25 protein-coding genes are annotated in these 25595 nt (G+C 64.5%); 10 read left to right on the forward strand and 15 right to left on the reverse strand.

Features of this window, described 5'->3' with window-relative positions; translation table 11 throughout:
* The first annotated feature begins 277 nt into the window (after positions 1 to 277).
* The gene (locus E3T38_RS05230) at positions 278 to 1054 is read left to right on the forward strand and encodes an alpha/beta fold hydrolase (protein WP_134546821.1); all 777 of its coding nucleotides are present in this window, start codon (positions 278 to 280) and stop codon (positions 1052 to 1054) included.
* A gap of 203 nt (positions 1055 to 1257) precedes the next feature.
* Positions 1258 to 3132, forward strand: coding sequence for a DEAD/DEAH box helicase (locus E3T38_RS05235; protein ID WP_134546823.1), 1875 nt, complete (start codon positions 1258 to 1260; stop codon positions 3130 to 3132).
* A 482-nt stretch (positions 3133 to 3614) separates the two neighbouring features.
* Here E3T38_RS05235 and E3T38_RS05240 read toward each other — a convergent pair whose 3' ends face one another.
* The 3 genes from E3T38_RS05240 to E3T38_RS05250 form a co-directional block, all read right to left on the reverse strand.
* A complete protein-coding gene (locus E3T38_RS05240; RefSeq protein WP_134546825.1) occupies positions 3615 to 4646 on the reverse strand; it encodes an NADPH:quinone reductase in 1032 nt (343 codons plus the stop codon).
* Positions 4643 to 4876, reverse strand: coding sequence for a hypothetical protein (locus E3T38_RS05245; RefSeq protein ID WP_134546827.1), 234 nt, complete (start codon positions 4874 to 4876; stop codon positions 4643 to 4645). The genes E3T38_RS05240 and E3T38_RS05245 overlap by 4 nt, the downstream gene beginning before the upstream one ends.
* 149 nt (positions 4877 to 5025) lie before the next feature.
* The gene (locus E3T38_RS05250; protein WP_134546829.1) at positions 5026 to 5655 is read right to left on the reverse strand and encodes a DUF1992 domain-containing protein; all 630 of its coding nucleotides are present in this window, start codon (positions 5653 to 5655) and stop codon (positions 5026 to 5028) included.
* Between E3T38_RS05250 and E3T38_RS05255 the strand changes: the two genes are divergently transcribed.
* Positions 5654 to 6088, forward strand: coding sequence for a hypothetical protein (locus E3T38_RS05255; RefSeq protein WP_134546831.1), 435 nt, complete (start codon positions 5654 to 5656; stop codon positions 6086 to 6088). The genes E3T38_RS05250 and E3T38_RS05255 overlap by 2 nt on opposite strands.
* Here E3T38_RS05255 and E3T38_RS05260 read toward each other — a convergent pair.
* Complete coding sequence (locus E3T38_RS05260) at positions 5992 to 7176, reverse strand: DMT family transporter (RefSeq protein WP_134546833.1); 1185 nt, start codon at positions 7174 to 7176, stop codon at positions 5992 to 5994. The genes E3T38_RS05255 and E3T38_RS05260 overlap by 97 nt on opposite strands.
* A 123-nt stretch (positions 7177 to 7299) precedes the next feature.
* Here E3T38_RS05260 and E3T38_RS05265 point away from each other — a divergent pair, with 123 nt between their 5' ends.
* Entirely contained in the window at positions 7300 to 7845 is a 546-nt protein-coding gene (locus E3T38_RS05265; protein ID WP_134546936.1) for a CGNR zinc finger domain-containing protein, read from the forward strand.
* Here the strand turns inward: E3T38_RS05265 and E3T38_RS05270 are convergent.
* A complete protein-coding gene (locus E3T38_RS05270; RefSeq protein ID WP_198417307.1) occupies positions 7811 to 8869 on the reverse strand; it encodes an NAD(P)-dependent alcohol dehydrogenase in 1059 nt (352 codons plus the stop codon). The two genes, E3T38_RS05265 and E3T38_RS05270, sit on opposite strands and share 35 nt — an antisense overlap.
* 15 nt (positions 8870 to 8884) lie before the next feature.
* Between E3T38_RS05270 and E3T38_RS05275 the strand changes: the two genes are divergently transcribed.
* Both E3T38_RS05275 and E3T38_RS05280 read left to right on the forward strand, forming a co-directional pair.
* A complete protein-coding gene (locus tag E3T38_RS05275; protein ID WP_134546835.1) occupies positions 8885 to 9772 on the forward strand; it encodes a 1,4-dihydroxy-2-naphthoyl-CoA synthase in 888 nt (295 codons plus the stop codon).
* A 279-nt stretch (positions 9773 to 10051) separates the two neighbouring features.
* Entirely contained in the window at positions 10052 to 11923 is a 1872-nt protein-coding gene (locus E3T38_RS05280) for an FAD-binding monooxygenase (RefSeq protein WP_134546836.1), read from the forward strand.
* Between the two features lie 33 nt (positions 11924 to 11956).
* Here E3T38_RS05280 and arfB read toward each other — a convergent pair whose 3' ends face one another.
* From arfB to E3T38_RS05310, 6 genes are all read right to left on the reverse strand, one after another.
* Positions 11957 to 12379, reverse strand: coding sequence for an alternative ribosome rescue aminoacyl-tRNA hydrolase ArfB (arfB, locus tag E3T38_RS05285; protein WP_134546838.1), 423 nt, complete (start codon positions 12377 to 12379; stop codon positions 11957 to 11959).
* Between the two features lie 119 nt (positions 12380 to 12498).
* The gene (locus E3T38_RS05290) at positions 12499 to 13266 is read right to left on the reverse strand and encodes an SCO1664 family protein (RefSeq protein WP_104195648.1); all 768 of its coding nucleotides are present in this window, start codon (positions 13264 to 13266) and stop codon (positions 12499 to 12501) included.
* A complete protein-coding gene (locus E3T38_RS05295) occupies positions 13266 to 13805 on the reverse strand; it encodes a DUF3090 domain-containing protein (protein ID WP_134546840.1) in 540 nt (179 codons plus the stop codon). Before E3T38_RS05295 ends, E3T38_RS05290 begins: the two co-directional genes overlap by 1 nt.
* A 133-nt stretch (positions 13806 to 13938) precedes the next feature.
* A complete protein-coding gene (locus E3T38_RS05300; RefSeq protein WP_241984310.1) occupies positions 13939 to 14766 on the reverse strand; it encodes a pseudouridine synthase in 828 nt (275 codons plus the stop codon).
* Between the two features lie 321 nt (positions 14767 to 15087).
* Positions 15088 to 15753, reverse strand: a complete 666-nt coding sequence (locus E3T38_RS05305) for an SDR family NAD(P)-dependent oxidoreductase (protein ID WP_134546844.1) — start codon at positions 15751 to 15753, stop codon at positions 15088 to 15090.
* Between the two features lie 69 nt (positions 15754 to 15822).
* Positions 15823 to 17511, reverse strand: coding sequence for a long-chain-fatty-acid--CoA ligase (locus E3T38_RS05310; RefSeq protein WP_134546846.1), 1689 nt, complete (start codon positions 17509 to 17511; stop codon positions 15823 to 15825).
* A 281-nt stretch (positions 17512 to 17792) separates the two neighbouring features.
* Between E3T38_RS05310 and E3T38_RS05315 the strand changes: the two genes are divergently transcribed.
* Both E3T38_RS05315 and E3T38_RS05320 read left to right on the forward strand, forming a co-directional pair.
* The gene (locus E3T38_RS05315) at positions 17793 to 18860 is read left to right on the forward strand and encodes an NAD(P)-dependent alcohol dehydrogenase (RefSeq protein ID WP_104128564.1); all 1068 of its coding nucleotides are present in this window, start codon (positions 17793 to 17795) and stop codon (positions 18858 to 18860) included.
* A gap of 112 nt (positions 18861 to 18972) precedes the next feature.
* Complete coding sequence (locus E3T38_RS05320; protein WP_134546848.1) at positions 18973 to 19950, forward strand: aldo/keto reductase; 978 nt, start codon at positions 18973 to 18975, stop codon at positions 19948 to 19950.
* Between the two features lie 4 nt (positions 19951 to 19954).
* On the opposite strand, the gene E3T38_RS05325 is transcribed toward E3T38_RS05320, so the two are convergent.
* Positions 19955 to 20833: a helix-turn-helix transcriptional regulator gene (locus tag E3T38_RS05325; protein WP_134546850.1), complete on the reverse strand. Its 879-nt coding sequence runs from the start codon at positions 20831 to 20833 to the stop codon at positions 19955 to 19957.
* A gap of 274 nt (positions 20834 to 21107) precedes the next feature.
* On the opposite strand from E3T38_RS05325, the gene E3T38_RS05330 reads away from it, so the two are divergent.
* A complete protein-coding gene (locus E3T38_RS05330) occupies positions 21108 to 21833 on the forward strand; it encodes an SDR family oxidoreductase (RefSeq protein WP_198417308.1) in 726 nt (241 codons plus the stop codon).
* Between the two features lie 68 nt (positions 21834 to 21901).
* On the opposite strand, the gene E3T38_RS05335 is transcribed toward E3T38_RS05330, so the two are convergent.
* A complete protein-coding gene (locus E3T38_RS05335; protein ID WP_134546852.1) occupies positions 21902 to 22663 on the reverse strand; it encodes an MOSC domain-containing protein in 762 nt (253 codons plus the stop codon).
* Between the two features lie 150 nt (positions 22664 to 22813).
* On the reverse strand, positions 22814 to 23512 hold the full coding sequence (locus E3T38_RS05340; RefSeq protein WP_134546853.1) for a bifunctional 2-polyprenyl-6-hydroxyphenol methylase/3-demethylubiquinol 3-O-methyltransferase UbiG: 699 nt from the start codon (positions 23510 to 23512) through the stop codon (positions 22814 to 22816).
* Between the two features lie 198 nt (positions 23513 to 23710).
* Here E3T38_RS05340 and E3T38_RS05345 point away from each other — a divergent pair, with 198 nt between their 5' ends.
* Entirely contained in the window at positions 23711 to 24718 is a 1008-nt protein-coding gene (locus tag E3T38_RS05345) for an NYN domain-containing protein (protein ID WP_134546855.1), read from the forward strand.
* Here E3T38_RS05345 and E3T38_RS05350 read toward each other — a convergent pair.
* The gene (locus E3T38_RS05350; RefSeq protein ID WP_134546857.1) at positions 24715 to 25455 is read right to left on the reverse strand and encodes a hypothetical protein; all 741 of its coding nucleotides are present in this window, start codon (positions 25453 to 25455) and stop codon (positions 24715 to 24717) included. The two genes, E3T38_RS05345 and E3T38_RS05350, sit on opposite strands and share 4 nt — an antisense overlap.
* Positions 25456 to 25595 lie beyond the last annotated feature (140 nt).

Genomic DNA, 25595 nt, shown 5'->3' on the forward strand with positions numbered 1-25595 from the left:
GCTTTCAGAAAAACGAATCGCTGGCTGTCGCGCGGGCGGTTCTGGTTCGACACTCCACACGCGGCGTCCGCGGGCGAAACATCCAGTCTGCACGGCTTTCCTGAACACTTCCTCACTTTCACTGCGTTCGTCGCCGGCACAGCCGTCATCGTCCTGATCCCCCGTATCAACTGGGAAAGTATCCGTAACCCGGTCAGCTCAGCCCATCGGAGGCGACGAGGGCAACCGTGGCGAGCCAAGCAAACCTGCGCCGCGGCAGCCGTGGTGGAATAGGGGAATGTTGCACCGAAACACCCCCGCGCACAGTTTTGTTCCGTCCCACGACGGTGTGCAGTTGGCCACCTATGAGCTCGGCGACCCGGAGCACCCGACCGTGATCGTGGTGCACGGCTTCGCTTCGAGCGTCATCGCCAACTGGCACGCCACCGGCTGGACCCGGGATCTGACGCGGGCCGGTTTTCACGTCATCGGCATCGACCAGCGCGGCCACGGCGCCAGCGACAAACCACACTCGCCCGACGCATACACGATGGAATTGCTCGTCGCCGACATTGAGGCGGTGCTCGACGCCTACGTGCTCACCGAGGTTTGCTACGTGGGCTACTCGCTCGGTGCCCGGGTGGGGTGGCAGGCTGCCCGCAACCTCGGCGGCCGCATCACCCGGGCGGTGCTCGGCGGGATTCCCGACGGTGATCCGCTCAAAAGTTTTCAAGTAGCGGATGCCCGCGCCCACCTCGAACACGGCCGCGAGGTCAGCGACCGCCTCACCGGTGTCTATCTCGCCATGGCGAAGACGCTGCCCGGCAATGACCTCGCCGCGCTCGTCGCCCTGGTCGAAGGCATGCGCGGCGGCCCGCAGCCCGGCGCCGCAAACGCGCCCACTCAGCCGGTGCTGTTTGCCACCGGCAGTGAGGACAGCATTCTCGACGACTCCCGGGTGTTGGCCGGCGCCACGCCAAACGGTACCTTTTTCGAGATTCCCGGGCGCAACCACTTCAATGCGCCCACATCGCGCGCATTCCGCGAGGCGGCCATTGAGTTCTTGAAGGCCTAGGCCTCAGCCACGCGACGTGCCCGTGAAAGATACCGCCGAAGGCACCGGCACTGGATTCACCCGTTTGAGAAGCGGGGAAACGCCGCTCGCGCACCCGGCGCTACGCACGCCGAAAAGCGGATGCCGCGGCCGCGGGCATCCGCTTTGCAAGTTGCCAGACGAGCCTTAACGCCGGGGGCGAACTCTTCGACTACCGTTGTACTATGACCGCCCCAGACACTACAACGCAGAACGAGGCAGATTCTGCCTCCGTAACGAAGACATTTGCCGATCTTGGACTCAATGACGCCATGCTCAAGGCGCTCAAAGTTGTCGGCTACGAGACCCCCTCGGCCATTCAGGCCGCCACTATCCCCCCGCTGTTGGAGGGTCGCGACGTTGTCGGACTCGCCCAGACCGGTACCGGCAAGACGGCTGCGTTCGCGCTGCCTATTCTGAACCGACTCGACCTGTCGCAGAAGAACCCGCAGGCGCTCGTGCTCGCGCCCACCCGCGAGCTCGCGCTGCAGGTGTGCGAGGCGTTCGAGAAGTACGCCGCCCACATGCGCGGCGTGCACGTGCTGCCCGTATACGGCGGACAGGGCTACGGCCAGCAGCTGTCGGCCCTGCGTCGCGGAGTGCACATCGTCGTGGGTACTCCCGGTCGAATCATGGACCACCTCGCGAAGGGCACCCTCGACCTCTCGGAGCTGAAGTTCCTGGTGCTCGATGAGGCCGATGAGATGCTGAACATGGGCTTCGTTGAGGACATCGAGACCATTCTCGCCGACACCCCCGATGACAAGCAGGTGGCTCTGTTCTCAGCCACCATGCCGGCGCAGATTCGCCGTATCTCCAAGAAGTACCTGCACGACCCGGAAGAGATCACGGTCAAGAGCAAGACCACGACCAGCGTGAACACGACCCAGCGCTACCTGATGGTGTCGTACCCGCAGAAGCTCGACGCGCTCACCCGCATTCTCGAGGTCGAGAACTTCGAGGGCATGATCATTTTCGCCCGCACCAAGAACGAGACCGAACTGCTCGCCGAAAAGCTGCGTGCGCGCGGTTATTCGGCCATGGCGATCAACGGCGACGTGCAGCAGGTGCAGCGCGAACGCACGATCAATCAGCTCAAGAGCGGCAAGCTCGACATTCTCGTCGCAACGGATGTCGCCGCTCGCGGCCTCGACGTGGAGCGCATCAGCCACGTCGTCAACTACGACATTCCGATCGACACGGAGTCGTATGTGCACCGCATCGGGCGCACCGGCCGCGCCGGTCGCTCGGGCGCAGCTATCAGCTTCGTCACGCCGCGCGAACGTCGTTTGCTCTCCGCCATCGAAAAGGCGACCCGCCAGCCGCTCACCCAGATGCAGTTACCGAGCGTTGAGGACGTCAATGTGACGCGCCTCACTCGCTTCGACGACGCCATCACGGCGGCACTCGACGAGACCGACCGCATCAGCAAGTTCCGCGACATCATCGCGCATTACGTGTCCCACCACGATGTGCCCGAGGTTGATGTGGCCGCGGCTCTTGCCGTGGTCGGGCAGGGCGAAACTCCGCTGCTGCTTTCGGCCGAGGATGTTCGCGCGCAGCAGCGTCTCGAGCGCGACGAGCGGGTCGAACGCTCCGAGCAGCGCGGCGACCGCCCCGAGCGCGGCGGTCGTTCGGACCGCTTTAATCGGGATGACCGCGGCAGCCGGGATGACCGTGGCAGCCGCGACGACCGCGGCAGCTACGGCGCCCGCGACGACCGACCGGTGCGCAGCGAACGCCCGGTACGTTCGAGCGGTAAGCCGATGGCCCAGTTTCGCATCGAGGTCGGCAAGCGTCACAAGGTAGAGCCGCGTCAGATCGTCGGCGCCCTCGCCAACGAGGGTGGGCTCAGCCGCGACGACTTCGGGCACATCAAGATCCTGCCGGAGTTCTCGCTGGTCGAGCTGCCCGCTGACCTGTCGAACGAGGTGTTCTCCAAGCTGGAGAACACCCGTATCAGCGGCAAGCTCATTGAGTTGCGCGCCGACAAGGGCGGCGCCTCGCGTTCCGCCGAGCAGGGCGATCGCCCGCCGCGCGCTCCGCGCCGCGAGTACTAAAGCCAGATGCAGTCAAGCCCCCTCGTCGTTTGTGACGAGGGGGCTTGACTGCATTAAGCGCAGATCGTTGCCGGGGCCAATTCAAAAAAGCACGCTGCTTTACCCTCGACGACCGTGACCGCGCAGAACTCATCAGCTACCCCGCGGGGTTTTCTGCACTAGCCACCGAGCAAGACTCTCGTCCGACCACCGATCGGGGCCTCGCGGCGCGCATAACTCCTGCAATTCGTACCGGGCCCCCGCAACATCCGCGGAAACACACGGGGGTTCCGTTTACGCCCCACAAATTGCAGGAGTTATGCGCCGGGCCAGCTGCGAAAGCCGACGATCGGTGGCCAATTCAGGAGAATCGGCCGCCGATCCGGCCCGTACCGCCCAGTCCCGGGCAGGCCGCGGCCCACAACGGCTGGATGTCCTGATTTAGCCACCGCGGGTCAGGCCACGAGCCAGGCCACGGGTCAGGACGCGGGTCAGGACGCGGGTCAGGCCACGGAGACGTCGACGAGCACCTTGCCGGTGACTCCGCTTTCAACGAGGGCGTGTGCATCTGCCGTGTGGGCCAGGTCGAAGCGGTGCAGCGGCAGGCCTGCATCCGCGCCGACGGGCAATGCTCCGTCACGGAGCGCCTCGTTGATGGCAGCAGCCGCCTGCTGCACGACCTCGATGCCGACGGTGTACAACAACAGGAACTGGTACCGCACGTTCAGGCTGAAGTGTTTGCGCACATCGAGGGTCATCTGATCGCCCCCATTATTGGCGTAGACCGCGATGGATCCACGATTGCGAATGACCGCAAGGTCGAGTTCGGAGTTCTGGGCGGGAGCCACCTCGACGATGAGGTCGACGCCATCGGGCGCAATGCTTCGAATTTCGGTGGCGACGTCGGAGTCAGTGTAGGTGAGCACGTGGTGTGCCCCGGCAGCTGTTGCGAGGGCCGCCTTGGCTGGCCCACTCACGGTCGTGATCACGGTCGCACCGGCCCAGCGGGCGAGCTGGATGGCGGCGTGGCCGACGGCGCCGGCGCCTCCTGCGACGAGCACGATCTTGCCGTCAAGCGCCCCGGGATGCAGGCGGGTAGGCCCATCTTCGGCCACGGTGAGGGCCCGGTAGGCGGTGATGGCCGGCACGCCAAGGCTGGCTCCCTGATCGAAAGTGGCCGCGGAGGGCAGCAGAAAGACGCGTTCGGCCGGAAGCACCGCGTATTCCTGGGCAGTTCCGCTGTCCGCACGCTGGTAGGCGGCGAGGGCGAGCCAGACGCGATCGCCGACCGCTACGTTCGACACACCGGGGCCGACAGCATCGACGACGCCAGCGCCGTCCTGGTTCGGCACGACGTCGGCGAATGCGAGAGCCTCCCCCGGGCTGGTGCCTTGGCGCGACTTCCAGTCGGTCGGGTTCACCCCGCCCACCACGATGCGCACGCGAACATCGCCGGCACGCGGCTCTGTCACTGGCCGATCAACGAGGTGAAGCACGGACGGGTTACCGGTTTCGCTATACACAATGGTCTTCATATAAGAGCTAACGCCAAAGACGTCGGAATGTTTCCCGGCGGCGCCGTACCTTCGATCGTGGCGTGCAGATTGATCTGAATGGTGCTCCTGGTCTCGGTGAGCGCCAAGTCGATGTCGATCTCGAATTTGTTCGCGAGCACGAAGGTCCAGCAGAGCGATTCAGCCGGTTTGGGCTGAAGCTCGGCGGTCGCGTCTCCCTCGATCGGCCAGGTTCCCTGGGCTCGCTGCACGGGGCAAAAATAGTCAAACTCTGTTCTTTTCACAGAGTTCTGGCGTGGTCTTCGTCACCTCCATCGGCGTGTTGGTCACATCGCCCGCCACCCATCTGCCGCTCAAGCAGAACGAACGGCATTCACTACATCGCGGTGCAGGGCGTCGGTCAACGGGAGCGAGCGCGGCGGCGTTCCCGCCAGGTCATGGCCGCGAGCGCCGCAGCCTCACTCTCACGCTGCTGCCTGGCGGCTTCGCTGCGCACGGCGCGGCGTTCCCGCCAGAGAGCGAGCTGTTTGGCCACATCCCGGGTAGGGGTGACCACGGGCGGCCCGCCCTGCAACTGCCGGCGTGCCGCGACCACTCGGCTATTGAAATCTCTGAGGATCTCGGTCACCGCAGCCTCAGACTGCACGCTGTCCAGCCGGGCATCGAGCGCGGCGTTCTCGGTGCGCAGGGTGAGGGCCGGCGGACCGAGCCCGGTGATCTTCTCGCTTTCGATCTTCTGGCGAATCCACCAGTCCGGGTCATACCCCCGCTCGAGGTTCGCCAGCGGCTTGCCGGCGCCGGGCAGGTTGTCGAACTCGCCACGACGAATGGCTTGCTGAATAGCCATTTCCACATACTGGGCTCGAGCTTCCATCATGGATTGCCCGGCCGTGTTTTGCTCGGGATCGTTTACTTCTGGCGCAGCGGAGTCTTCCTGATCGGGCGGCACCATGCGCTTGAGTTGGTAGCGAGCCACGTTGAGTCGGGCGTCGCTGGGTTGCGCATCGCTACGGTCCTTATTGCCGGTCATGGCTGCCAGCCTAGATCGACGTGGTGGCCGAGTCGACTTGGAACGCTGCTCGGGAGGGCACTTCGACACGGACGAACTGCGGGCCGGGCGGCGGGTCGTGCCTCTGGCTGAGATCATTTGGGCTCGCCTCGACATGTTCGACCGTCAGCGCGCCCACACGCGCATGCTCACGCTGCGGTTCGGCGCAGAGGGCGGGCCGCGGGCATCCGTTCGTCTGCGCGGTCGCACCGGACAGACACTCCGCGCCGCGGTGACCGACGTCGTGGCCGAGATCATTCGCCGTTCGTCGATCGTCGTGCCTTCGACGCCCAATGACCCCGGCGAGCGCTTTGCCCGCTACAACTTTCCCGGTTCGCTCGGCCGTTCTGACGTTCTCGAGGTCGTGCTGAACCCGCCGACCATCGACGATCCCGCGCCGGTTCTGATCTCCTGAGCGGATGCGCCGGCCGTCGCCTCATCGGCGCGGGCGGCCTCGCCGTCCTCGCCGTGCTCGCCGTGCGCGCCGTGCGCGCCGCCATGCGCGTCGCCGTGCGCGTCGCCGTGCGCGTCGCCATGAGCGTCGCCGTGTGCGTGCGGCAGTTCCGGCTCGTCCGGCGGCAGTGCCTCGGCGGCCAGCTCGACGCGTTCTTCCCCCACAGCGGCGATGCCGCCCAGGATCAAAAGCCCGCCCAGCAGCTGCAGCGGCGTCAGCACTTCGCCCAGCAGCAGCCAGGCGAACAGCGACGCGAAGATGACCTCGAGCAGGCCGACGAACGAGGCGAGCCTCGACCCGAGAATTCCCGCCGCCGTAATGCCCGCCACATACGCGAGCGCGGTGCTGATAATGGCGAGCGCGAGCAGCGGTGCCCACCAGGGCACAACCGTGCCGAGCAGGGACAGGTCAAGAAACGATGCGGTGAAGGGGAGCAGACCGGTCAGGCCGAGTAGGCCGAGGGCTGTCCCCCCGACCAGCAATCCGAAGGCCGCCAGTGCGATCGGGGGCAAGCCTTCGGCCGGGCGCGCGGCCACCACGAAGAACACCGCGCAGGAGATGGCCGCGCCGAAGGCGAACAGCACCCCCATCGGGTCCACGGCCCGAATGGCACCGGGCCCGATCACGAGCAGCAGCCCGCCAACGGCGAGAGCCGATCCGAGCAACACTGTGCGGCGGGGCATCCGTTGTGTCGTCACCCAAACGAACCCGACCAGAATCAGCGGAGCGAGAAATTCGATCAGCAGCGCAGTCGAGACTGGAATAGTCTGCAGCGCGGCAAAATAGGCCAGCTGCGTACCCGCGACACCGACGATGCCCATTCCGAGCACCCGCCAGCGGCCCCGCCACAGGGCCGCCCAACGCCCGCGCAACGAATACAGCGCGAATGGCAGCAATACGAGCCCGGCGGTCCACGCGCGGGCGGTCACGGCGGCCGTCGGTGACCAGCCAGCCTCGAGCATCGGCTTGACCAGCGCGCCGGAGGTTCCAAACGAAATGGCAGCAATGGCGGCAACGATCACGCCTCCCGGCAGGGATGAGATCTTCATGCGCCTCCTTCACGCGACGTGGGCCTGTCATGGTCTAAACTATTTTCACCACTGACAGTAGAACCCTGTTGCCAAGGAGTCAACTTGCATTTTGCCCCTGACACCGAGGAAGCACTCGAATTCATGGTGCTGCTCGGCGCCACTGACCCCGGGGCCTCCCGAAGCGGCCGCGACGAACTCGAAACGCTCGCCGACCTCGCTGCCCTGCTCGCCCCCATTTTGTTCACCGGTCGCATCGACGGAGATGACGCCGAACTGCGCGACGTGCAACAGACCCGTGCCCTGCTGCGCCGGGTCTGGACCCTTGGCCGCGACGACGCCGTCACGGAGATCAACCGCATGCTGCGCGAGGCTAAAGCGCTCCCCCAGCTTGCCCGCCATGATGTCTCGGACTGGCACCTGCATGCGACCGTGCCCGAGGCTCCACTCGGGGAACGCATGCGGGTCGAGGCAGCCCTGGCGTTGATGGACGTGATTCGCAGCGACGAAATGGGTCGCCTGCGCATCTGCGAAGCGGATGCCTGCACCGGGCTGGTTCTCGACCTCTCCCGTAACGGGTCCAAGCGTTTCTGCAGCGTGCGCTGCGGCAACCGCATGAACATGATCGCGTTCCGCGAGCGCCAGCCCATCGGTTCTACTCCGTCGCCGCCTCGTCGCGCACACGGATAACGACGTTGCCGATCTTCTGCCCCGTCGCGACATATTCGTAGGCAGCGCAAATCTCGTCGAGCGGGTAGGTTCGGTCAATTATCGGCCGGAACTCGCCCGATTCGACCAGGCCCTGCAGGAACATCGCATCGTCGCGGGTGTCCTTGGGAATCGGAAACAATACGCGCCTACTCCTCAGTACCGGCGTGGTCAGCGCCAGGATCGGATTTTGCCACAGCGTACCAAGTTCGGACGAGATGTAGATTCCGTCGGGAGCGAGCACCCGGCGGCAGCGTCCGAAAGAACTCTTCCCGACCGTGTCGAGCACCACATCAAACTCATCTTCGAGCGCGGTGAAGTCCTCGAGCGTGTAGTCCACCACCCGTTCAGCCCCGAGTGATTCCATCATGGATAGGTGCGGGGTGGCGCAGACCGCTGTGACGCGAGCGCCGAGATTCACGAGCAATTGCACCGCAGCTGATCCGATCCCTCCCGTACCGCCGTTGACCAATACATTCTGTCCGGCGGTGACCCGTGCCGCGCGCAGCATGTTGAGCGCGTAGTGGGCGCCCTCCAGAATCGGTGATGCCTCAACGTAGGAAACGTCTGCCGGTATCTCGGCGACCATTCCTGTCGCGGCAACGGTCAGATAGCCAGCGTGACCACCAAATTTCACACCGCTGTAGCCGAACACCCGCTGACCGACCGCAAACGCACTGACGTCGGCGCCGACACCGGCGACCGCGCCGGCGAACTCGCAGCCAAGAATCGCCGCCCGAGGCGCCCGCAGTCCGCTGAATAGCCGCACCACGAGTGGCTTGCCGCTGAGAAAGCCGCAGTCGGTGCGGTTGACCGTGCTGGCGAAGACCCGCACGAGCAGTTCGTCGCGCTGGGGTATCGGCTGCGGCGCAGTCTCGACGTGCACGAAGCTTGGTGGTCCGTAGTGACGGTACACGGCAGCTTTCATGCGGCTCAGCGTACCCTCGAACACCCCGTCGCGACCGGGTGGGCTCGGGAGCTCGGCGATGGCCAGTATTGTCAGCACACCTAAGCTGAAACCATGACTCAGGTTTCCGAAATTTTTGACCCTTCACTATGGAAGCCCGTCGATGGCTTCACCGCGCTGCAAGACATCACCTACCACCACGACAACGCCGGGCGGGTCGCCCGCGTGGCCTTCAACCGCCCGGAGGTGCGCAATGCGTTCCGCCCGCAGTCTGTCGATGAGCTGTACCGGGTACTTGACGACGCCAGGCAGAACACGCGAATTGGCGTGGTGCTCCTCACGGGTAACGGGCCGAGCCCCAAGGACGGGGGCTGGGCATTCTGCTCCGGTGGTGACCAGCGCATCCGCGGGCGCGACGGCTACCAGTACCGTGACGGGGTCGCAAGCACGGGGCGGCTGCACATTCTCGAGGTGCAGCGACTCATCCGGTTCATGCCGAAAGTCGTCATTGCCGTCATTCCCGGCTGGGCGGCCGGCGGCGGTCACTCTCTGCACGTTGTCTGCGACCTCTCGATCGCCAGCAAGGAACACGGCATGTTCAAGCAAACCGATGCCGACGTCGGCTCGTTCGACGGCGGCTACGGCAGCGCCTATTTCGCCCAGCACGTGGGGCAGAAATTTGCCCGGGAGGTCTTCTTTCTCGCGCGCCCCTACGACGCCCAGCGCGCCTACGAGATGGGCGCCGTGAATGCCGTGGTGCCCCATGCAGAGTTGGAGACGACCGCACTGGACTGGGCAAACACCATCCTGACAAAATCTCCGACCGCGATCCGCATGCTGAAGTTCTCGTTCAACGCCGTCGACGACGGAATGGTCGGCCAGCAGATCTTTGCCGGTGAAGCCACCCGCCTGGCCTACGGCACCGACGAGGCCGTCGAGGGCAAGGACGCGTTCCTGGAACACCGCGAACCCGACTGGTCGCCCTTCCCCTGGCAGTTCTAGCGGGCAGCACGAACTCTCACCACCACCGACCCGCACACCTTTTTCGGCGGCCACCGCATCCATCCAGAGGGCGCCGAACCCGTTGCCGAGCGGATGCCATCCGTGCGCGGGTTGCGCAACTCACCCGGTCATATATGATTCAAAAAACGATAATAGAACGCCACATTCTATTATCGAACACAGACGATGCTGGCGTTCAAATCGCCGTACCGAGAGACCACACCGAGAGACCACACCGAAAGACCACACCGAGAGTCCACACACAGAAGTGAGGAAACCGTGCAATTTCACCACCACGGATACGTGTCCACTGATCCCCGCAGGCAGGATGCGGCCGGAGTGGGCATCGATCGCCCCGTCGAACTCCCCGACAACGTCGACGTTCTGATCGTGGGAACGGGCCCGGCCGGCATGATCACCGCCGCCCAGCTCTCCCAGTTTCCCGGTATCACCACGCGCATCGTCGAGCGCCGCGGCGAACGCCTCGCGATCGGGCAGGCCGACGGAATCCAGGCCCGCAGTGTCGAGACCTTCCAGGCCTTCGGGTTCGCCGAGCGCATCATCGCCGAGGCCTACCGCATCACGGAGATGGCGTTCTGGAAGCCCGACCCCGCCAGCCCGGCCAACATCATCCGCACCGCTCGCGCCATAGACGACCCCACCGGCATCAGCGAGTTTCCGCACCTCATCGTCAACCAGGCACGCGTATTGGACTACTTCGCCGAGGTGATGGCCAATTCGCCCAGCCGCCTGACACCGGATTTCGGCTATGAAATGCTCAGCCTGACCAACACCAACGAGGGCGACTACCCCGTCACCGTGACGCTCCGGCACACCAGCGGAGAGCTGACCGGCCAGGAGCGCAAAGTGCACGCCCAGTATGTGGTCGGCGCTGATGGCGCCCACAGCGCCGTGCGCGATTCCATCGGCTGCACACTCGCCGGTGACGCGGCCTTCCACGCCTGGGGCGTCATGGACGTGCTGGCCGTCACCGACTTTCCCGACATTCGCACCAAGTGCGCAATCCAGTCCGGATCCGGCGGAAGCATCCTGCACATTCCACGCGAGGGCGGCTACCTGTTTCGCATGTACGTCGACCTCGGCGAAGTGGCCGCCGACGACAATGGCGCCGTGCGCACGACGACGATCGATCAGATCATCGTGAAGGCCAACGAGATTCTGCACCCCTACACCCTCGACGTGAAAAACGTGGCCTGGCACAGCGTCTACGAGGTCGCCCACCGCCTCACCGACCGGTTCGACGACCTGCTGCCCGAGGAGATCGGCATCCGCTCCCCGCGGGTCTTCATCACCGGCGACGCCTGTCACACCCACAGCGCCAAGGCCGGCCAGGGCATGAACGTCTCAATGCAGGACGGCTTCAACCTCGGCTGGAAGCTCGCCTACGTGCTCGACGGCCGTAGCCCCGACAGCCTGCTCAATACCTATTCCGCCGAGCGCCAGGTCATTGCGAAGAACCTGATCGATTTCGACAAGGAGTGGTCGAGCCTGATGGCGGCGAAGCCCGAAGACCTCACAGTTCCGCTCGAGGATTTCTACACCCAGACATGGGAGTTTCCATCGGGCTTCATGACCCAATACCCGCCGTCGATGCTCATCGGCGAAGCGACCCACCAGGCGCTCGCCACCGGATTTCCCATCGGCAAGCGCTTCAAATCCGCCCCGGTCGTGCGCGTGGGCGACGCCAACCCGGTGCAGCTAGGCCACCACCACCGCGCCGACGGCCGCTGGCGCGTGTACGCGTTCGCTGACGCATCCGCTGAAATACTGGCCCCCTGGGCTGAGTGGATGCGGACCGCCCCCGATTCGCCGCTGCTCGCGCACACCCCGGCCGACAGCGACATCGACAGCGTCTTCGACCTGAAGGTGGTGTACCAGCAGGCACACACCGAGGTTGACCTGGGCCAGGTTGACGTGGCGTTTTTGCCCAAAACCGGCCCGTTCGGGCTGATCGACTACGAGAAGGTGTACGCCGCCGACCCGGATCACGACATCTTCGAGCAGCGCGGTCTCGATCGCAACGGCGTCGTGGTGATCGCGCGCCCCGATCAGTATGTCGCCCACGTGCTTCCTCTGACCGCTACTGCTGAGCTGGCAGCCTACTTTCGGCAGATGTTGCTTGTTCGGTAGGGCTCAGCGAGCGAATGCCGGTGGGTCGCCCACCTACTCGGCTGCAGGACGTTGCCGGTTTTGCTTCGTGGCCGAGCGCTGCTGTTTGACCGCGAGGTGCCGCCGGGCGGAACCGCGGGTGGGCTTGGTCGCGCGCCGCGCTGCCGGTTCCGCGGCCAAACCAGCAGTCACCAGGTCGGCGAGCTTTCGCAGGGCAATCTCGCGATTGCGCAGCTGGGAGCGCTGCTCGCTGGCGGCGATGGTGACCACCCCGGAAACGAGACGGTGATTCAGGCGGGTGAGCAGCAGCATCCGCTCGTCGTCGGACAGCACCGTGGACTCAGCGACGTTCCAGGACAGCTCGACGCGACTGTCGGAGGTGTTCACGTGCTGGCCGCCGGGACCGGACGACCGCGAGAACCGCCAGCCGAGTTCACGCTCGGGAATGGTCAGCGCCGCCGACACCTCAAGATCCATGCCCCTAGCGTTGCACACCCCAGGATCCCCCGCGCAGGACAAGTATCACAAACCCTGCGCAACCGGCCTCAAAGTAGTAGTGAGCTCAGAACTGCGGCGAGCTCAGAACAGTGGCGAGCTCAGAACAGCGGCCAGGGCACGGCGGGCATGTCGCCGCTCGGGGCTGGGAATCGTGCGTCCGAGCGCAATTGGTCGCAGCGCGCGGCAAACGCCGTGAGTTCTTCGGCGCTGACCAGGCCAGCGAGGGTGTTGCCGAGCTCGCCGGACAGGCCGGCTGTGACCCGGTCGATGCCGTCGAGCTCGTCGGTGGTGAGAGCGTCGCCCAACCAGCCCCACAGTACGGTGCGCAGCTTGTGTTCAACGTGAAAGGTGAGCCCGTGATCGACTCCGTGTCGATGCCCATCGGTCATCGCGAGAATGTGGTCGCCCTTGCGATCGGCGTTGTTCACGACCACGTCGAACACGGCCATCCGCCGAAGCGGGGCGCTGTCTTCGTGAATGAGGGTGACCATCCGTTCGTGCTCGTCTCGCCCGTCGAGAACGTGTCGCCACCCGGTTTCCGGAACGGCGTCCGCTGCCACCAGGTCGACGGGGCTCTGGGCGGGGTCACTCTCCTGCCAGAGCTGCACCATGCCTTCGCCCATCGGACCCTCGCGCAGCCAGGTGCGCGGTACGACATTCCAGCCGAAGGCTTGCGAGACCAGATAGGCCGCCACTTCACGATTGGCAAGGTTTCCGTCGGGAAAATCCCAGAGCGGATGCTCCCCCGCCACCGGTTTGTAGACGACCATCGCGCCATCGATGCTGCCCAGGAAGGTTGCATTCGAGGCCGTCGTGATTCGGCCGGTGAGTGTCAACTCGCCGTCGACCAGGTCAGGAGTCGGCATCAGTCCCCGGGAACGGTGCAGGTGTGGCCGTCGGCGTCGATGGGGTAACCGCAGAGGGAGCACATCGGCCGCCCGGCGCCCACGATCTCACGAGTGCGCTTCGCGAACGCGCGAGCGGTACCAACGGGTATGCGCACGAGCAACGCATTGGCCGCTTCGACCGGTTCGAGCAATTCCTCGTCTTCGTCGACAAGCGGGTAGGCCTCGATCACCACTTGAACCGTTGATGGATCCCAGCCCAGGCTCATCGAGCCGGTGCGAAATTCCTCAGCGACCGGTTGCTCGAGCGGGTCGTTATCGACGAGCTCGATGGGGGTCGTGGCTGGGATACTGAACGGGTTGCCCTCGAAGGTGATCAGCTGGTCGAGAATCTCGTCGATCTTCTCGGCGAGCAGCGCCGACTGCTGTTTCTCCAGCGCGATGCTGATGATTCGCGCGCCGCTGCGCACCTGCAGATAGAACGTGCGCTCCCCGGGCAAGCCGACGGTGCCGATGACGACCCGGTCAGGCCAGACGAACTCATGAACGATTTGGGGCATGTGAACATTTTAGACGCGAGAGCTGCGTGACGTCTGCGGCTCGGCCCGCCCACCGATGAGAACGTCAGCCGAAAGGATGCATTGCGGCTATCAAATCGCTGGTAATAACCGGCGCAGGCATCAGTGACGCCGCTCAGTCGACTTCGCTGCGCAAGGGGAGCGTGCGCACGCTGACGAATTGCCGCGCTCCCCCGTCGATGGGGTCAGTGAAGCGCACCTCGTTCGCCAGCAACTGCAGGGGGCGGGTGAAATCGTCAAGCGCGACATCCTGCACAACGGGATAGAGCGGGTCGTCACTGATCGGAATTCCCAAGCCCAGCATGTGCAGGCGCAATTGGTGCGTGCGACCGGTGCGGGGCGTCAGCCGGTAGCTGCCCAGGCCATCGACCACCGATTCGATTTCAATCAACGATTCAGCGTTGACCGGCGCGCCCGGCAGCACCTCGGCTTGCCAGCGACCAGGACGCGTCGTGAGGTGATTGCGCACCGTCACGGGCAGTTCGAGGCCCGTTTGCAGCGGAGCCAGCGCGCGGTAGGTCTTGGCGACCTCGCGGCGCTGGAACATCGACTGATACGCCCCGCGCCATCGTCGCTCGGTCGCCAGAATGAGCAGCCCCGACGTCACCCGGTCGAGCCGATGCAGCGGGGAAAGCTCCGGAAGCTGCAGTTGGGCGCGCAGGCGCACCACCACGCTCTGCACGACATGGCGCCCGCGCGGAATGGACGAGAGAAAAGCGGGCTTGTCGATCACCACGATCCGATCGTCGCGATAGATCATATGAATGAGACCCGGAACTACGGATTCCTCGGCCAGATCGCGGTGGAACCACACAAAGGTGTACGGCTGGTAGGGGTCGCGGCCGCCGACTGCGGCGCCGGTGCCATAGACAAAACGTCCCTGGGCCAGAAATCCCGCCACGTCCACGAACTTTGACAACCGCTCGTCGAGCCAGGCCCCCATGGTTTCCCAGAGCGGATGCTGCGACCGTTCCGGCGTGCACACCCACGCGGCATCGAGCCCGTGCCGTTGCGGGAGCGGAGAACGCGGGGGCATCCACTGATCGTACGTGCCTCAGCCTTCACTGCGGGTGTACGGGCGCCGATCGAAATTGGGCAGATATGCCTGCGTGATTCTTCGTTCACAGCACCGACAGCTGCTGCCACCTGACCTCGTTGCGCCAGTTATCTAAAAAGCCCGCCCATGTTCGAACACGGGCGGGCTGTTTATACGCGTGCCGCGCGGTGTTCGCGGTCGCTCACGTGCACGCGCACGTGACGAAGGTCAGTCGGCGCTGATCTGCAGGCGGAACCGGTCACGCTGGGTGTGAAGGTTCCAGAGGTGCTCGGCCAGCTTTGCCGGGTCCTTTTCGGGGTGACCCGCGATGATTCGACCGCCGATGATGAGCTGGGAGACCTGGATCCCCTCTTCGCCAAGGACCTCATTGAGTAGCTGCGCGTAGGCGGCCTGTCCGGCAAAGGCAATGGATGTGCCCGCCAGGCTCCGTACCGGAGTCACGGCCGTGCCGCCGTTGACGAAGAGGATGGTGCCTCGGTTCTTTCCCAGAAAACGCATGCCGGGAACGACCTGGTGCACGGCCGCGACGGGGCCGTAGACGGAGAATTCGATCGGCCCAACCAGATCAGCGGGCGTGGTTTCCAGCACGGGACGCATGAAGTCCTTCTGCGGCAGGGGGCTGTACTGCAACACCTCGATCGCGCCGAGGGTCTCCGTGACCTGCTCGAGCACCCGGCTAATCGACGCCGGGTTTCGCACATCGGCGACGAAACCCTTCGCCGTGATTCCCTCTGTGCCCAGTTCCTCGGCCAGCGCATCCACTCGGCCCTGGTTGCGCGAAATCAGCGCAACGGAAAATCCTTCTGCTCCGAAACGACGCGCTACTGCTGCGCCGAGTCCCTTGCCTGCACCGATAATTGCGATAGTAGTCATATCGGTTGCAAGACCCCGCTCTGGGGAAATATTCCCCATGATCAACCCAGCACCACCGTGGGCCCGGTATCAGAGCAGCGGTAAAACCTGCTCACGAACCTGCTTGCGCAACACCTTGCCGAGCATCGAGCGCGGTGTGTTCTCGATGTGCACGATCCGCCGCGGAATCTTGTAGGCCGCGAGGTGTTCCCGGCAGTGCGCCCGCAATGCATCTTCATCGAGGGTGGCACCGGCCTTGAGTTCGATCGCGGCGACAACCATCTCCCCGCCGCGTTCGAGCGGTCGACCGATCACTGCGGCGTCACTGACGCTCGGGTGCAGCCGCAAGACGGCCTCGACCTCAGAGGGCGACACGTTGAAACCACCAGTGATGATCAGCTCCTTGGCGCGGTCTACGATCGTCGTGAAGCCATCCTCATCCACGGTCACGATATCGCCGGTGCGCAGCCAGCCGTTGGGTAAGAGCGCCTTCGCGGTCTCCTCCGGGTTGTTCCAATACCCCTGAAAAACCTGCGGGCCCTTCAGCAACAATTCACCCGGCTGCCCCAACGGCACCTCAACGTTCGGATCATCCAGATCGACCACTTTCATCAGGGTCGATGGGAACGGCACACCGATCGTGCCCGTGCGTCGGCTGGCATGAAACGGATTACCCAGGGCGACCGGAGATGACTCGGTCATGCCGTAGCCCTCAACGAGAAGTCCGCCCGATACCGATTCCCAGAGTTCCACGACATGATCGGGCAGATTCATGGCGCCCGAAATGCAGTATTTGCACGAGCGCAGCGAGATTCCTTTTTCCTGCGCGGCGACCGCCGTGCGCTCGTAGATCGGCGGCACCGCGCAGTAGACCGTGGCGGGCGACTTTTTCATGGCGTCGAGAATCAGCCCGGGCTCAAACTTGGGGAACAGCACGAGCAGGCCCTGCTTGCGGATGCCGTAGGTCAGGTAGAGGGTCATCCCGAACGCGTGGAACATCGGCAGGATCGCATAGAAGATTTCTTTGCGGTACTGCGCTCCGTGCATCCATGCCTCACCCTGCAGGGCATTGGAATACAGGTTGAAGTGGGTGAGCATGGCGCCCTTGGGGGTTCCCGTGGTGCCCGAGGTGTACTGGATGGCGGCCAGGTCATCGACCGAGGGGCGCGGATGCTCAAAATCGATCACGCCGAAAGCGAGCAGGTCCTTCCAGGCCATCGTGCCCGGTGCCGGACCCGTCAGCGCCGCGCGTGATTCGCGCAGCCCCTTCACCGGCAGGTGCAGGGCGAGGCGCTTCAGGGTGGGAAACGCCGTGAGGAGATTGACCGAGACAACGTGGTCGATCTCGATGTCGGCCGGGAACTCACGCACGGCGGCCGTCGCCTTGTCCCAGGCGATAACAATGCGGGCCTGATGATCTTCGAACTGGTGGCGCAATTCCCGGGACGTGTAGAGCGGATTGTGCTCCACCACCACCGCGCCGAGGCGCAGCACCGCGTAGAAAGCGACGACGTGCTGGGGGCAGTTCGGCAAGATCAGGGCCACTCGATCGCCAGCTATCACCCCGAGGCGACGCAATCCCTCCGCGGCCCGGTCGATCTGATCGCCGAGTTCGGTGTAGGTCGTTCGACGCCCGAAAAACTCCAGCGCGGGGTGGGTGCCGGCTTCGGCCACTGCACGCTCGAGCATGGCCACGAGGGACTCCGTGGGAAGTTCGATCTCGGCGGGAACGCCCGGTTGATAGTTCTTGACCCACGGCTCGTGCTCAGTGTTTGCCATGACACCATCCTCCCCGATTTAAAGCTGAACCCTGCAGATGACGAGCGGATGCCGTGACACCGCGAGCGCAACGACTCGGGCATCCGCTGCCTGCGCCCTCACCTGCACGCCCCCGTTGGTTGACGGACTGACATTCCCTGGGTGGGTCAGACAGTGCCACGTTCCAGTATCGATCGGGTCGGTGGAATCACGTAACGTTGAGCGAGCGGATGTCACCGTCGACACGTGCCACGGCACGGGATTTCCTCGCATCTCATCATCGGCACTGAAAGACTTTTTTTATGACGACCACTGTTCCTGCACTCGCCGCCCCCGCGGCCAACCAGCCCCTCGTTCGCACCACGATCGAGTTGCGCACCCCCGGCGCCCACGACGTGGCGATCGACATCAAGTTCGCCGGAATCTGCCACTCCGACATTCACCAGGCTCGCGACGAGTGGGGCGTTGGACTGTTCCCGATGGTTCCCGGCCACGAGATTGCCGGCATCGTCTCCGCCGTCGGCAGCGACGTCACCCGCTACCAGGTGGGCGACCGCGTCGGCGTCGGCTGCTTCGTGGACTCCTGCCGCGAGTGCGTCAACTGCCTCGCCGGCGAAGAGCAGTACTGCCTGAAGGGCGAGGTCGGCACCTACAACGACCGTAACCACGACGGCTCCCCCACCAACGGCGGCTACAGCACCGCGATCGTCGTCGACGAGAACTACGTGCTCGGCATCCCCGATGGCATCGAGCTCTCCGAGGCCGCTCCCCTGCTCTGCGCCGGAATCACGCTCTACTCCCCTCTCGTGAACTGGGAAGCCAGCCCCGGCAAGAAGGTTGCCATCCTCGGCATGGGCGGCCTCGGACACATGGGTGTGAAGATCGCCCACGCGCTCGGCGCCGAGGTCACCGTTCTCAGCCAGACCCTCAGCAAGAAAGAAGACGGCCTGCGTTTCGGTGCAGACCACTACTACGCCACCAGCGACCCGACCACCTTCACCGAGCTCGAGAACCACTTCGACCTCATCGTGAACACCGTGGCCGCGAACCTCGAACTGGAGGGCTACCTCAAGCTGCTCGCCCTCAACGGCACGCTCGTGCACGTTGGAATCCCCACCGAGCCTGACAGCGTGAAGATGGTGTGGCTCGCCGCCCAGCGTCGCTCCATCGCCGCCTCCAAGATCGGTGGCATCCGCCAGACCCAGGAAATGCTCGACTTCTGCGCCGCCCACGGAATCGGCGCCGACATTGAGATCATCTCGGTCGATCAGGTGAACGAAGCCTACGAGCGTGTTATCCGCAGCGACGTGCGCTACCGTTTCGTTATCGACGTGGCCACGTTTGCGAACGAGACCCGCGTCGACGCGTAGGCGCCCTGACCGGCGCGGCATAAGCCACACCGGTCGATAAAAAACCCAGGCACGAACTGCCCCGGGCCGCAGATACAACGCGGCCCGGGGCATCCGTCATTTAAGGAGTCCCATGAAGTATGTGAAGCTCGGAACCACCGGTTTGGATGTCTCAGCGCTCGCCCTCGGCTGCATGAGCTATGGCGAGCCGGAGCGCGGAAATCACGCTTGGACGCTGACCGAGGCGACCAGTCGGCCCTTCATTCGGCAAGCCGTTGAGGCCGGCATCAACTTCTTCGACACCGCAAATGCTTACTCGGCCGGGTCGAGCGAGGAAATCCTCGGGCGCGCCCTCGCGGAGTATGCCAGCCGCGACGAGATCGTCGTGGCTACCAAGGTCTATTCGCCGGTCGGTGAAGGTCCCAACCAGCGCGGCCTGTCACGCAAGGCGGTACTGCAGGAGATCGACAACAGCCTGCGTCGCCTCAACCTCGACTACGTGGACCTCTATATCGTGCACCGCTTCGACCCCTTCACTCCTCTCGAGGAGACGCTTGAAGCCCTGCACGACGTGGTGCGCTCGGGTAAAGCGCGCTACCTCGGCGCCTCCTCGATGTTTGCCTGGCAGTTTGCGAAAGCCCTGCGCCTGCAGCACGTGAACGGCTGGACGCCGTTCGTGTCAATGCAGAGCCAGTACAACCTGATCAGCCGGGAAGAGGAGCGCGAAATGTTCCCCCTCGCCGCCGACGCTGGTATCGGTCTTACCCCGTGGAGCCCGCTCGCGCGTGGAAAGCTGACCCGGGACTGGGACCAGACGACCGCCCGCACCGAAACGGACCTGATCAGCCAGGCCTTGTATGCACAGGCAGAGGTCGGCGATCGCGCCGTTGCTTCCGTCGTCGCTGACATTGCTGCTGAACGCGGAGTGCCGCGGGCCCAGGTAGCCCTGGCCTGGGTGTCGGGTAACCCTGCTGTGACGGCGCCGATCGTTGGCGCCACGAAGCCGCAGCACCTCGACGATGCCATCGCCTCGCTCGAGCTCGAACTCAACGCCGACGAGCGCGCGCGCCTTGAAGCATCGTACGTTCCGCGTCTCCCCGAAGGGTTCTAAAGCGTCAGCGACTGGACTCGAGCGCGGGGGCATCCGTCTGATCTATGCGCCAGGAGGCCAGGATGTGCAGCGCGTCGCTTGAGGCAGACGCCGGCTGGGTGCTGTAGACGAAGAGTTGCTGGTCTGGTTCGCCTGGAACCGGAAAGGTCTCGTAGTCCACATCCACCCGGCCCACGATCGGGTGCTCGAAGCGCTTCACGCCGAACGTGCACTCCCACACCCGGTGTTGGCTCCACCACGCGCGAAATTCGTCGCTCTTGACGGTCAACTCACCGATCAACTCGTTGAGAGCCCGGTCGTTGGGGTGAGACCGCGCGTCGTGACGGAGCATAGCCGCCACATCGCACGCCACAATGTCCCAGTCCAGGTACAGCGTGCGCGCCGACGGGTCGAGAAATGTCCATCGGGCCATACTGCGCCCGAGCCCCGAGGCCTTCGTGAAGTCCTTGAGCAGCAGCTTGGCGAGGTCGTTCATGGCCAGCACGTCCATGCCAACGCCGAGCACGAATGCCGGCTGCGTGGTGAAGGAATCCATGATGGTGCGCACCGACGTTCGCACTGCGTGGGTGCGCCGCCGCTGCTGGATGCGGCCGCCGGTCGAGGCGGATAACAGCGAGAACAGGTAGCTGCGCTCCGCCTCATTCAGGTGCAGCACCCCGGCGAGCGCGTTGACAACGGCATCGGATGCCTGCGTCACCCGGCCCTGTTCCATGCGCGCGTAGTAGTCAACGCTCACACCGGCCAGCCCTGCTACTTCGTCACGGCGCAGTCCGGGTACTCGCCGGGCGGGTGCATGGGGGTTGACCAAGACGCCGACGTCGGCTGGGGTGAGTCGGGCCCGGGCCGAGCGCAGAAAATCAGCGAGGGTATCTTTGTCGTCCATCCCTCCAGTATCTCAAACCAACGCACGTCGAAGTGGGAAGGGGCGGCCCGGCCCGCTCGTTGTCGACCAGGACCTCAACGCACATGCACTCTCGCGATTGCACAGCTGTTCGCTGGTGTCATCAACTGTACGATTAGATATTCGTGCAAGTCTGGGTTCTCCAGCGTCTGTCGGGTGTAAAGCTGCACCGTCTCTTCTGTTTCCACCACCTGATGGATCAGCGCCGGGTCGCCTTTCTTGCCTCCTCCCGAGCAAGTGAGCCACACACATGAAAATGCAGGATCTGACCGCAAAAATCGCTGTTATCACGGGAGCCTCGAGCGGAATTGGAGCAGCAGCAGCGCGCCTTCTCGTCGAGGAGGGTGCCCACGTCATCCTCGTCGCCCGGCGTGTGGAACGGTTGCAGGAGCTCGCCGCCGAACTCGGAGACTCCGCGACGGTCATGCAGGTCGATGTCGCGGATGCCGCCGCCGTCACATCGATGTTCGCCACCATCAAGAGCCGTTTTGGTGGGGTGGATCTGCTCTTCAACAACGCCGGCCTGGGCATCAATTCACCGTTTGAGAGCAGCGACCCGGATGACTGGAAGTCAATGATCGATGTAAACCTGTATGGCGTGCTGAACTGCACCCAGGCGGCCATTCCCCTCATGCGCGGTCGGGCCGGCGCCATGATCTGCTCCGTTTCGAGCGTCGGTGGCCGCTACGGCGCAGCCACCTGGTCGGTCTACAGCGCAACGAAGTATGCCGTCGTCGGTTTTCACGATGCCCTGCGCAAGGAACTGGGCGAGGAGGGAATTCGGGTGTCGGTCCTAGAACCGGGCGCCGTGTGGACCGAGTTCGGCGAGAACGTCAGCGATGCGCTCCTGACCCGCCGCACCCAGCTGGAAGCGATGCAGTCCGAAGACGTAGCCCAGGCCCTCGTCTTCGCTTTTGCGCAGCCGGCTAATGTGCTCATCCAGGAGATTCTCATGCGCCCGGTCAAGCAGATCGCTCCCTGAACCTGCTGCCGCTTGGCGGTCGGCACCGTATCAACCGCGGTCAGAGTCGATATCGGCCCGGCCTCTCATCAGCTAACGGGAAGTAATCGCACCGGGTCCCCGCGGTCGACGCGTCCCGGGCGAATGACCTGCGCGTAGACGCCGAATGGAATGTCGCTCCCGTTCAGTCGGTAGCGGGCGAGGCTCTTCAGCAGGTTCGTGCCGGAAGCGCCGGTGTCGGGCTCCAGGTCGATGACCGCGCAGCGCGGGATGCCGGCGCCCACGCGCAGGCGTGCGCTCCCCAGCTCGATTTCACGACCAGCCCAGGAATCTTCCACGTGTGCAGCCGTGTCGCCCGTGTCAATTGTGAACGTCGCCCGAAACCGGCGAGCGTCAACGGTCGTGGCCGCCTCATCGGCGAGGCGGCGCAGCGAACTCGTCGTCACGATGGTGACGGAGTCGCCGTAGACCACGCCGCCCGGGCCGTTGACCTGTGCCACGGCAACATCCTTGCCGAGCAAACGAGAGAATACCCGGGCCCACGGCCCGTCAACCACGTGCATACCAACGGCGCGACCCCAATAGTCGAGGGTGACAGTTTGACCGTTCGACTCGGGCTTCGCGGCAACCAGCTGCCCGCCGATGTCGACCGACAGTACCCCGTCGTCCCACCGGGCTTGGCAGGTGGGCAATAACGGATGCTCGACGGTCTTCAACACCCGACCGTTCGCAAGGTCAACGACCGCGAAGATTCGGTCCCCCACCGGACCGTGCCCTTCGAGCAGCACGTTTTCGCGCGTCGTGTGTCGGCCACCCTTGAGGGCCGACAGGCTAATGTCGCGAATCTGCATAATAGTGATCACCCTAACGGCAAGCTGCTCCCGGGCCGCGTCAGCAGGGGCATACCGCGGGTGCTGCCTAGGGGCACTTCCAAACGTGCCCCAGACGCAAACGCCCGCGTGGCGGCCGCGGAGCGCCGGCCACAATCTAACTGCAGCCGATCAGCGCAGTCGTCGAGCCCGTAGGACAACGTCGTGGGTGTGATGTGACCCGGCGCCGGTTGCGACATGGCGCGGCCGGGTCTCGTCGACCTCCACCTGCCAGCTGTCGTCCAACAGTGCAGCGACCTCTGCGGGGCCTACATAGTCGTCGACATGAAAACCGTGGGCCGCGGCTTCCTCCTTTGTCGGCGCGGGGTGATGCACAAAGAGCAGCACACCATTGGGAGCGACCGCTGCGAGCAGCGCGTGCTCGGCGACGTTCTCGTCGGTGCGCAGCAGCGCAGGGTACTGCGCAGAGACGAGGTCAAAGGACGCCCGCGGCAGCGCCGCGTCGACCAGGCCGGCGTGTAGCCATTTCACCGTCACTTTGCGAACGCCGGCCTGGTCGACTGCCCGGTCGAGCGCCACCCGCGACACGTCCAGCGCGGTGACGCGCCACCCGTGTTCCGCCAGATAGAGGGCATCCGCTCCCTCGCCACAGCCGACGTCCAGAGCACGTCCGGCCGGTAGATCCTGCATCTCGGTCAGGAGTGTCCCGTTCGGATGCCCACTCCACAGCTGTGCCATGTCGGCGTAGCGCGCGTCCCAGAATTCCTCGACCGCGCCGGGATCGCGAGGGGCGTGAACAGCACTTGCTGCCTCCGCGTTGTCGTGGTCGGTCTCAGCGTGGTCGCGTGAAGTCTCGTTCGTGTGCTCCATGGTTCAAGCATCCGACTTTCACGGGAATGCGGCAAATTCTAATGCCCCCGGAGCGGTCATGACCAGATACAGATGACGCCCGTTGCAGTCGATTGCTGGTGCAAGTGGCCAGCCGAGTTGCCCTGCCCCCGCCGCTCGGCGCAGACTGGAGGCACCGGATCGCAACTGAGTCTTCCGCCTGTGGCTAAGGAGCTCACTATGACTGAACCGAACGATGCGCGCGTCGGCCTCTACATCGACTTTGACAACATCGTCATCTCGCGTTACCAGCAGCTGCACGGGCGCAACGCTTTCCAGCGCGACGGCATCCGCGATTTCAATAAGTCGAGTGCGGATGCCGACCCCGAGGTCGCCGCGCGGCTCGCCTCCGCCACGGTGGACTTCAACGCCATCATCGACTTTGCCGCATCTTTTGGCACCCTGGTCGTCAATCGTGCCTACGCCGACTGGTCGGTGCCGGTCAATGCGAGTTACCAGCGCCAGCTCATGTCTCGAGCGGTGGACCTGACCCAGCTGTTCACTACGACCACCCGCGGAACCAAGAACGGTGCCGACATCCGTTTGGCCGTCGACGTGGTCGAAGACCTCTTTCGACTGCCCGACCTGACCCACGTGATCATCATCGCCGGCGACTCCGACTACATCGCCCTCGCCCAGAAGTCGAAGCGGCTGGGTCGGTTTGTGGTGGGCATCGGCGTTGCGGGCTCGACGAGTACATCACTTGCGGCCGCGTGCGATGAGTTCGAGGACTACGACTCGCTGCCCGGAATTGGCAAGGGCACCGCTACGACCAGCACGGAAAGGCCCAAGGCCAGCAGGAAGGCTCCAGAAACTGCCGAGACTGTACCCGAACCGGCGCCTATCCAGACCCGTATATTCACCACGATTCCCATGTTCTCGCACATCGAGGACGCGCAGTTCGACGAGCCTGAGGTCGGCGACGACATTGACCCACAGACGCTCGCCACCGAGCTCCTGGTGCGTGCGCTGCAGATCGGTCACGCCAAGGGTGACGCCGACGAGTGGCTCAACACGGGCACGATCAAGAACCAAATGCGGCGCATGGACCCGTCTTTCAACGAGAAGCCGCTCGGCTTTCGATCCTTCACCGACTTTCTTTCCTCGCGCAGCGAGTTGGCCGAACTGAAAGAGGATGGCCCGCAGCGGCTCATCCGGCTGCGCCCCGAGGCAGAAAGCAGACGCTAAAGAGTCAATTGTCCCTGCGCAGCGGATCGGCGACGAGAGAGCGCTGCCACCCCTGCCGCCACGAGCATCGCCACGCCCGCTGCGGCCGTCGACACGGCGACGATCGTCTCGGTGAAGGGGGTCGTGTCGTGCGACTGATAGCCCACGATGGCCGGCGCGATCTGAAAGGCGACGAGAGTAGTGCCGGGCAAGGTGACGGCGAGCAGCAACAGGCACGCGACGGATGACGCCCACGACACGCGCAGCCAGCACACACTCAAGGCGATCAAACCGGCGAACCCGACCAAGCTCAGCAGCACCTGCACCGGCAGAAATTGCAGCGGAGACGGAAAGCCGATCAGGACCGAAACGAGGGCGTGCACACCGGTGATGCCGAAGGATACCGCGGTCGCGACGGTGAGCATCCGCTCAAGGCCGCCGTCGCGATGCGCGACTGATCGCGCCACGGCCATGATGCCCAGCGCCAGCAGCAGAAGACCCACGCCGAAGAATTGCGCGGTCGTGCCGAGGTTTTGCCACGGGTCCGCGGGGTAGGAGTAGTCGAAACGGTGGTCTTCAATCGAGATGTCGGTGCGCGTCCGGGAGGCGCTGAGCACGACCCACCGTTCCAGTGAGGCGACAAGCTGCAGCGCGGCCGCTGCGAGAAACAGCCCCGCTGCAACGAGCGACCATTGGGCCGAAACACGACGGGCACGATGTGTCTGCATGTGGTTATTGGTGTGGGCGATGGCTGCCATGCGCCCAGAGTAGCAACATGGTGAAAGTTGGCGGGCAATTTGCGCGCAAGCGGCGGGCATCGACCGTCACCTCGGATTCGCAAGCCAGCCGGGCCCGTCAACCACCTGATATCTCGAATTCGCATGATTGACGTCAGCTT

Source organism: Cryobacterium sp. Hb1 (assembly GCF_004403585.1).
Taxonomy (GTDB): Bacteria; Actinomycetota; Actinomycetes; order Actinomycetales; family Microbacteriaceae; genus Cryobacterium; species Cryobacterium lyxosi.

What these genes read in the sequence shown, in the direction of transcription:
- E3T38_RS05230 (WP_134546821.1), top strand. Translation starts at nt 278, where the DNA reads ATGTTGCACCGAAACACCCCCGCGCACAGTTTTGTTCCGTCCCACGAC.
- E3T38_RS05235 (WP_134546823.1), top strand. Translation starts at nt 1,258, where the DNA reads ATGACCGCCCCAGACACTACAACGCAGAACGAGGCAGATTCTGCCTCC.
- E3T38_RS05240 (WP_134546825.1), bottom strand. Translation starts at nt 4,646, where the DNA reads ATGAAGACCATTGTGTATAGCGAAACCGGTAACCCGTCCGTGCTTCAC.
- E3T38_RS05255 (WP_134546831.1), top strand. Translation starts at nt 5,654, where the DNA reads ATGGCTGCCAGCCTAGATCGACGTGGTGGCCGAGTCGACTTGGAACGC.
- E3T38_RS05250 (WP_134546829.1), bottom strand. Translation starts at nt 5,655, where the DNA reads ATGACCGGCAATAAGGACCGTAGCGATGCGCAACCCAGCGACGCCCGA.
- E3T38_RS05260 (WP_134546833.1), bottom strand. Translation starts at nt 7,176, where the DNA reads ATGAAGATCTCATCCCTGCCGGGAGGCGTGATCGTTGCCGCCATTGCT.
- E3T38_RS05265 (WP_134546936.1), top strand. Translation starts at nt 7,300, where the DNA reads ATGGTGCTGCTCGGCGCCACTGACCCCGGGGCCTCCCGAAGCGGCCGC.
- E3T38_RS05275 (WP_134546835.1), top strand. Translation starts at nt 8,885, where the DNA reads ATGACTCAGGTTTCCGAAATTTTTGACCCTTCACTATGGAAGCCCGTC.
- arfB (WP_134546838.1), bottom strand. Translation starts at nt 12,379, where the DNA reads ATGGATCTTGAGGTGTCGGCGGCGCTGACCATTCCCGAGCGTGAACTC.
- E3T38_RS05290 (WP_104195648.1), bottom strand. Translation starts at nt 13,266, where the DNA reads ATGCCGACTCCTGACCTGGTCGACGGCGAGTTGACACTCACCGGCCGA.
- E3T38_RS05295 (WP_134546840.1), bottom strand. Translation starts at nt 13,805, where the DNA reads ATGCCCCAAATCGTTCATGAGTTCGTCTGGCCTGACCGGGTCGTCATC.
- E3T38_RS05300 (WP_241984310.1), bottom strand. Translation starts at nt 14,766, where the DNA reads ATGGGGGCCTGGCTCGACGAGCGGTTGTCAAAGTTCGTGGACGTGGCG.
- E3T38_RS05305 (WP_134546844.1), bottom strand. Translation starts at nt 15,753, where the DNA reads ATGACTACTATCGCAATTATCGGTGCAGGCAAGGGACTCGGCGCAGCA.
- E3T38_RS05310 (WP_134546846.1), bottom strand. Translation starts at nt 17,511, where the DNA reads ATGGCAAACACTGAGCACGAGCCGTGGGTCAAGAACTATCAACCGGGC.
- E3T38_RS05315 (WP_104128564.1), top strand. Translation starts at nt 17,793, where the DNA reads ATGACGACCACTGTTCCTGCACTCGCCGCCCCCGCGGCCAACCAGCCC.
- E3T38_RS05320 (WP_134546848.1), top strand. Translation starts at nt 18,973, where the DNA reads ATGAAGTATGTGAAGCTCGGAACCACCGGTTTGGATGTCTCAGCGCTC.
- E3T38_RS05325 (WP_134546850.1), bottom strand. Translation starts at nt 20,833, where the DNA reads ATGGACGACAAAGATACCCTCGCTGATTTTCTGCGCTCGGCCCGGGCC.
- E3T38_RS05330 (WP_198417308.1), top strand. Translation starts at nt 21,108, where the DNA reads ATGCAGGATCTGACCGCAAAAATCGCTGTTATCACGGGAGCCTCGAGC.
- E3T38_RS05335 (WP_134546852.1), bottom strand. Translation starts at nt 22,663, where the DNA reads ATGCAGATTCGCGACATTAGCCTGTCGGCCCTCAAGGGTGGCCGACAC.
- E3T38_RS05340 (WP_134546853.1), bottom strand. Translation starts at nt 23,512, where the DNA reads ATGGAGCACACGAACGAGACTTCACGCGACCACGCTGAGACCGACCAC.
- E3T38_RS05345 (WP_134546855.1), top strand. Translation starts at nt 23,711, where the DNA reads ATGACTGAACCGAACGATGCGCGCGTCGGCCTCTACATCGACTTTGAC.
- E3T38_RS05350 (WP_134546857.1), bottom strand. Translation starts at nt 25,455, where the DNA reads ATGGCAGCCATCGCCCACACCAATAACCACATGCAGACACATCGTGCC.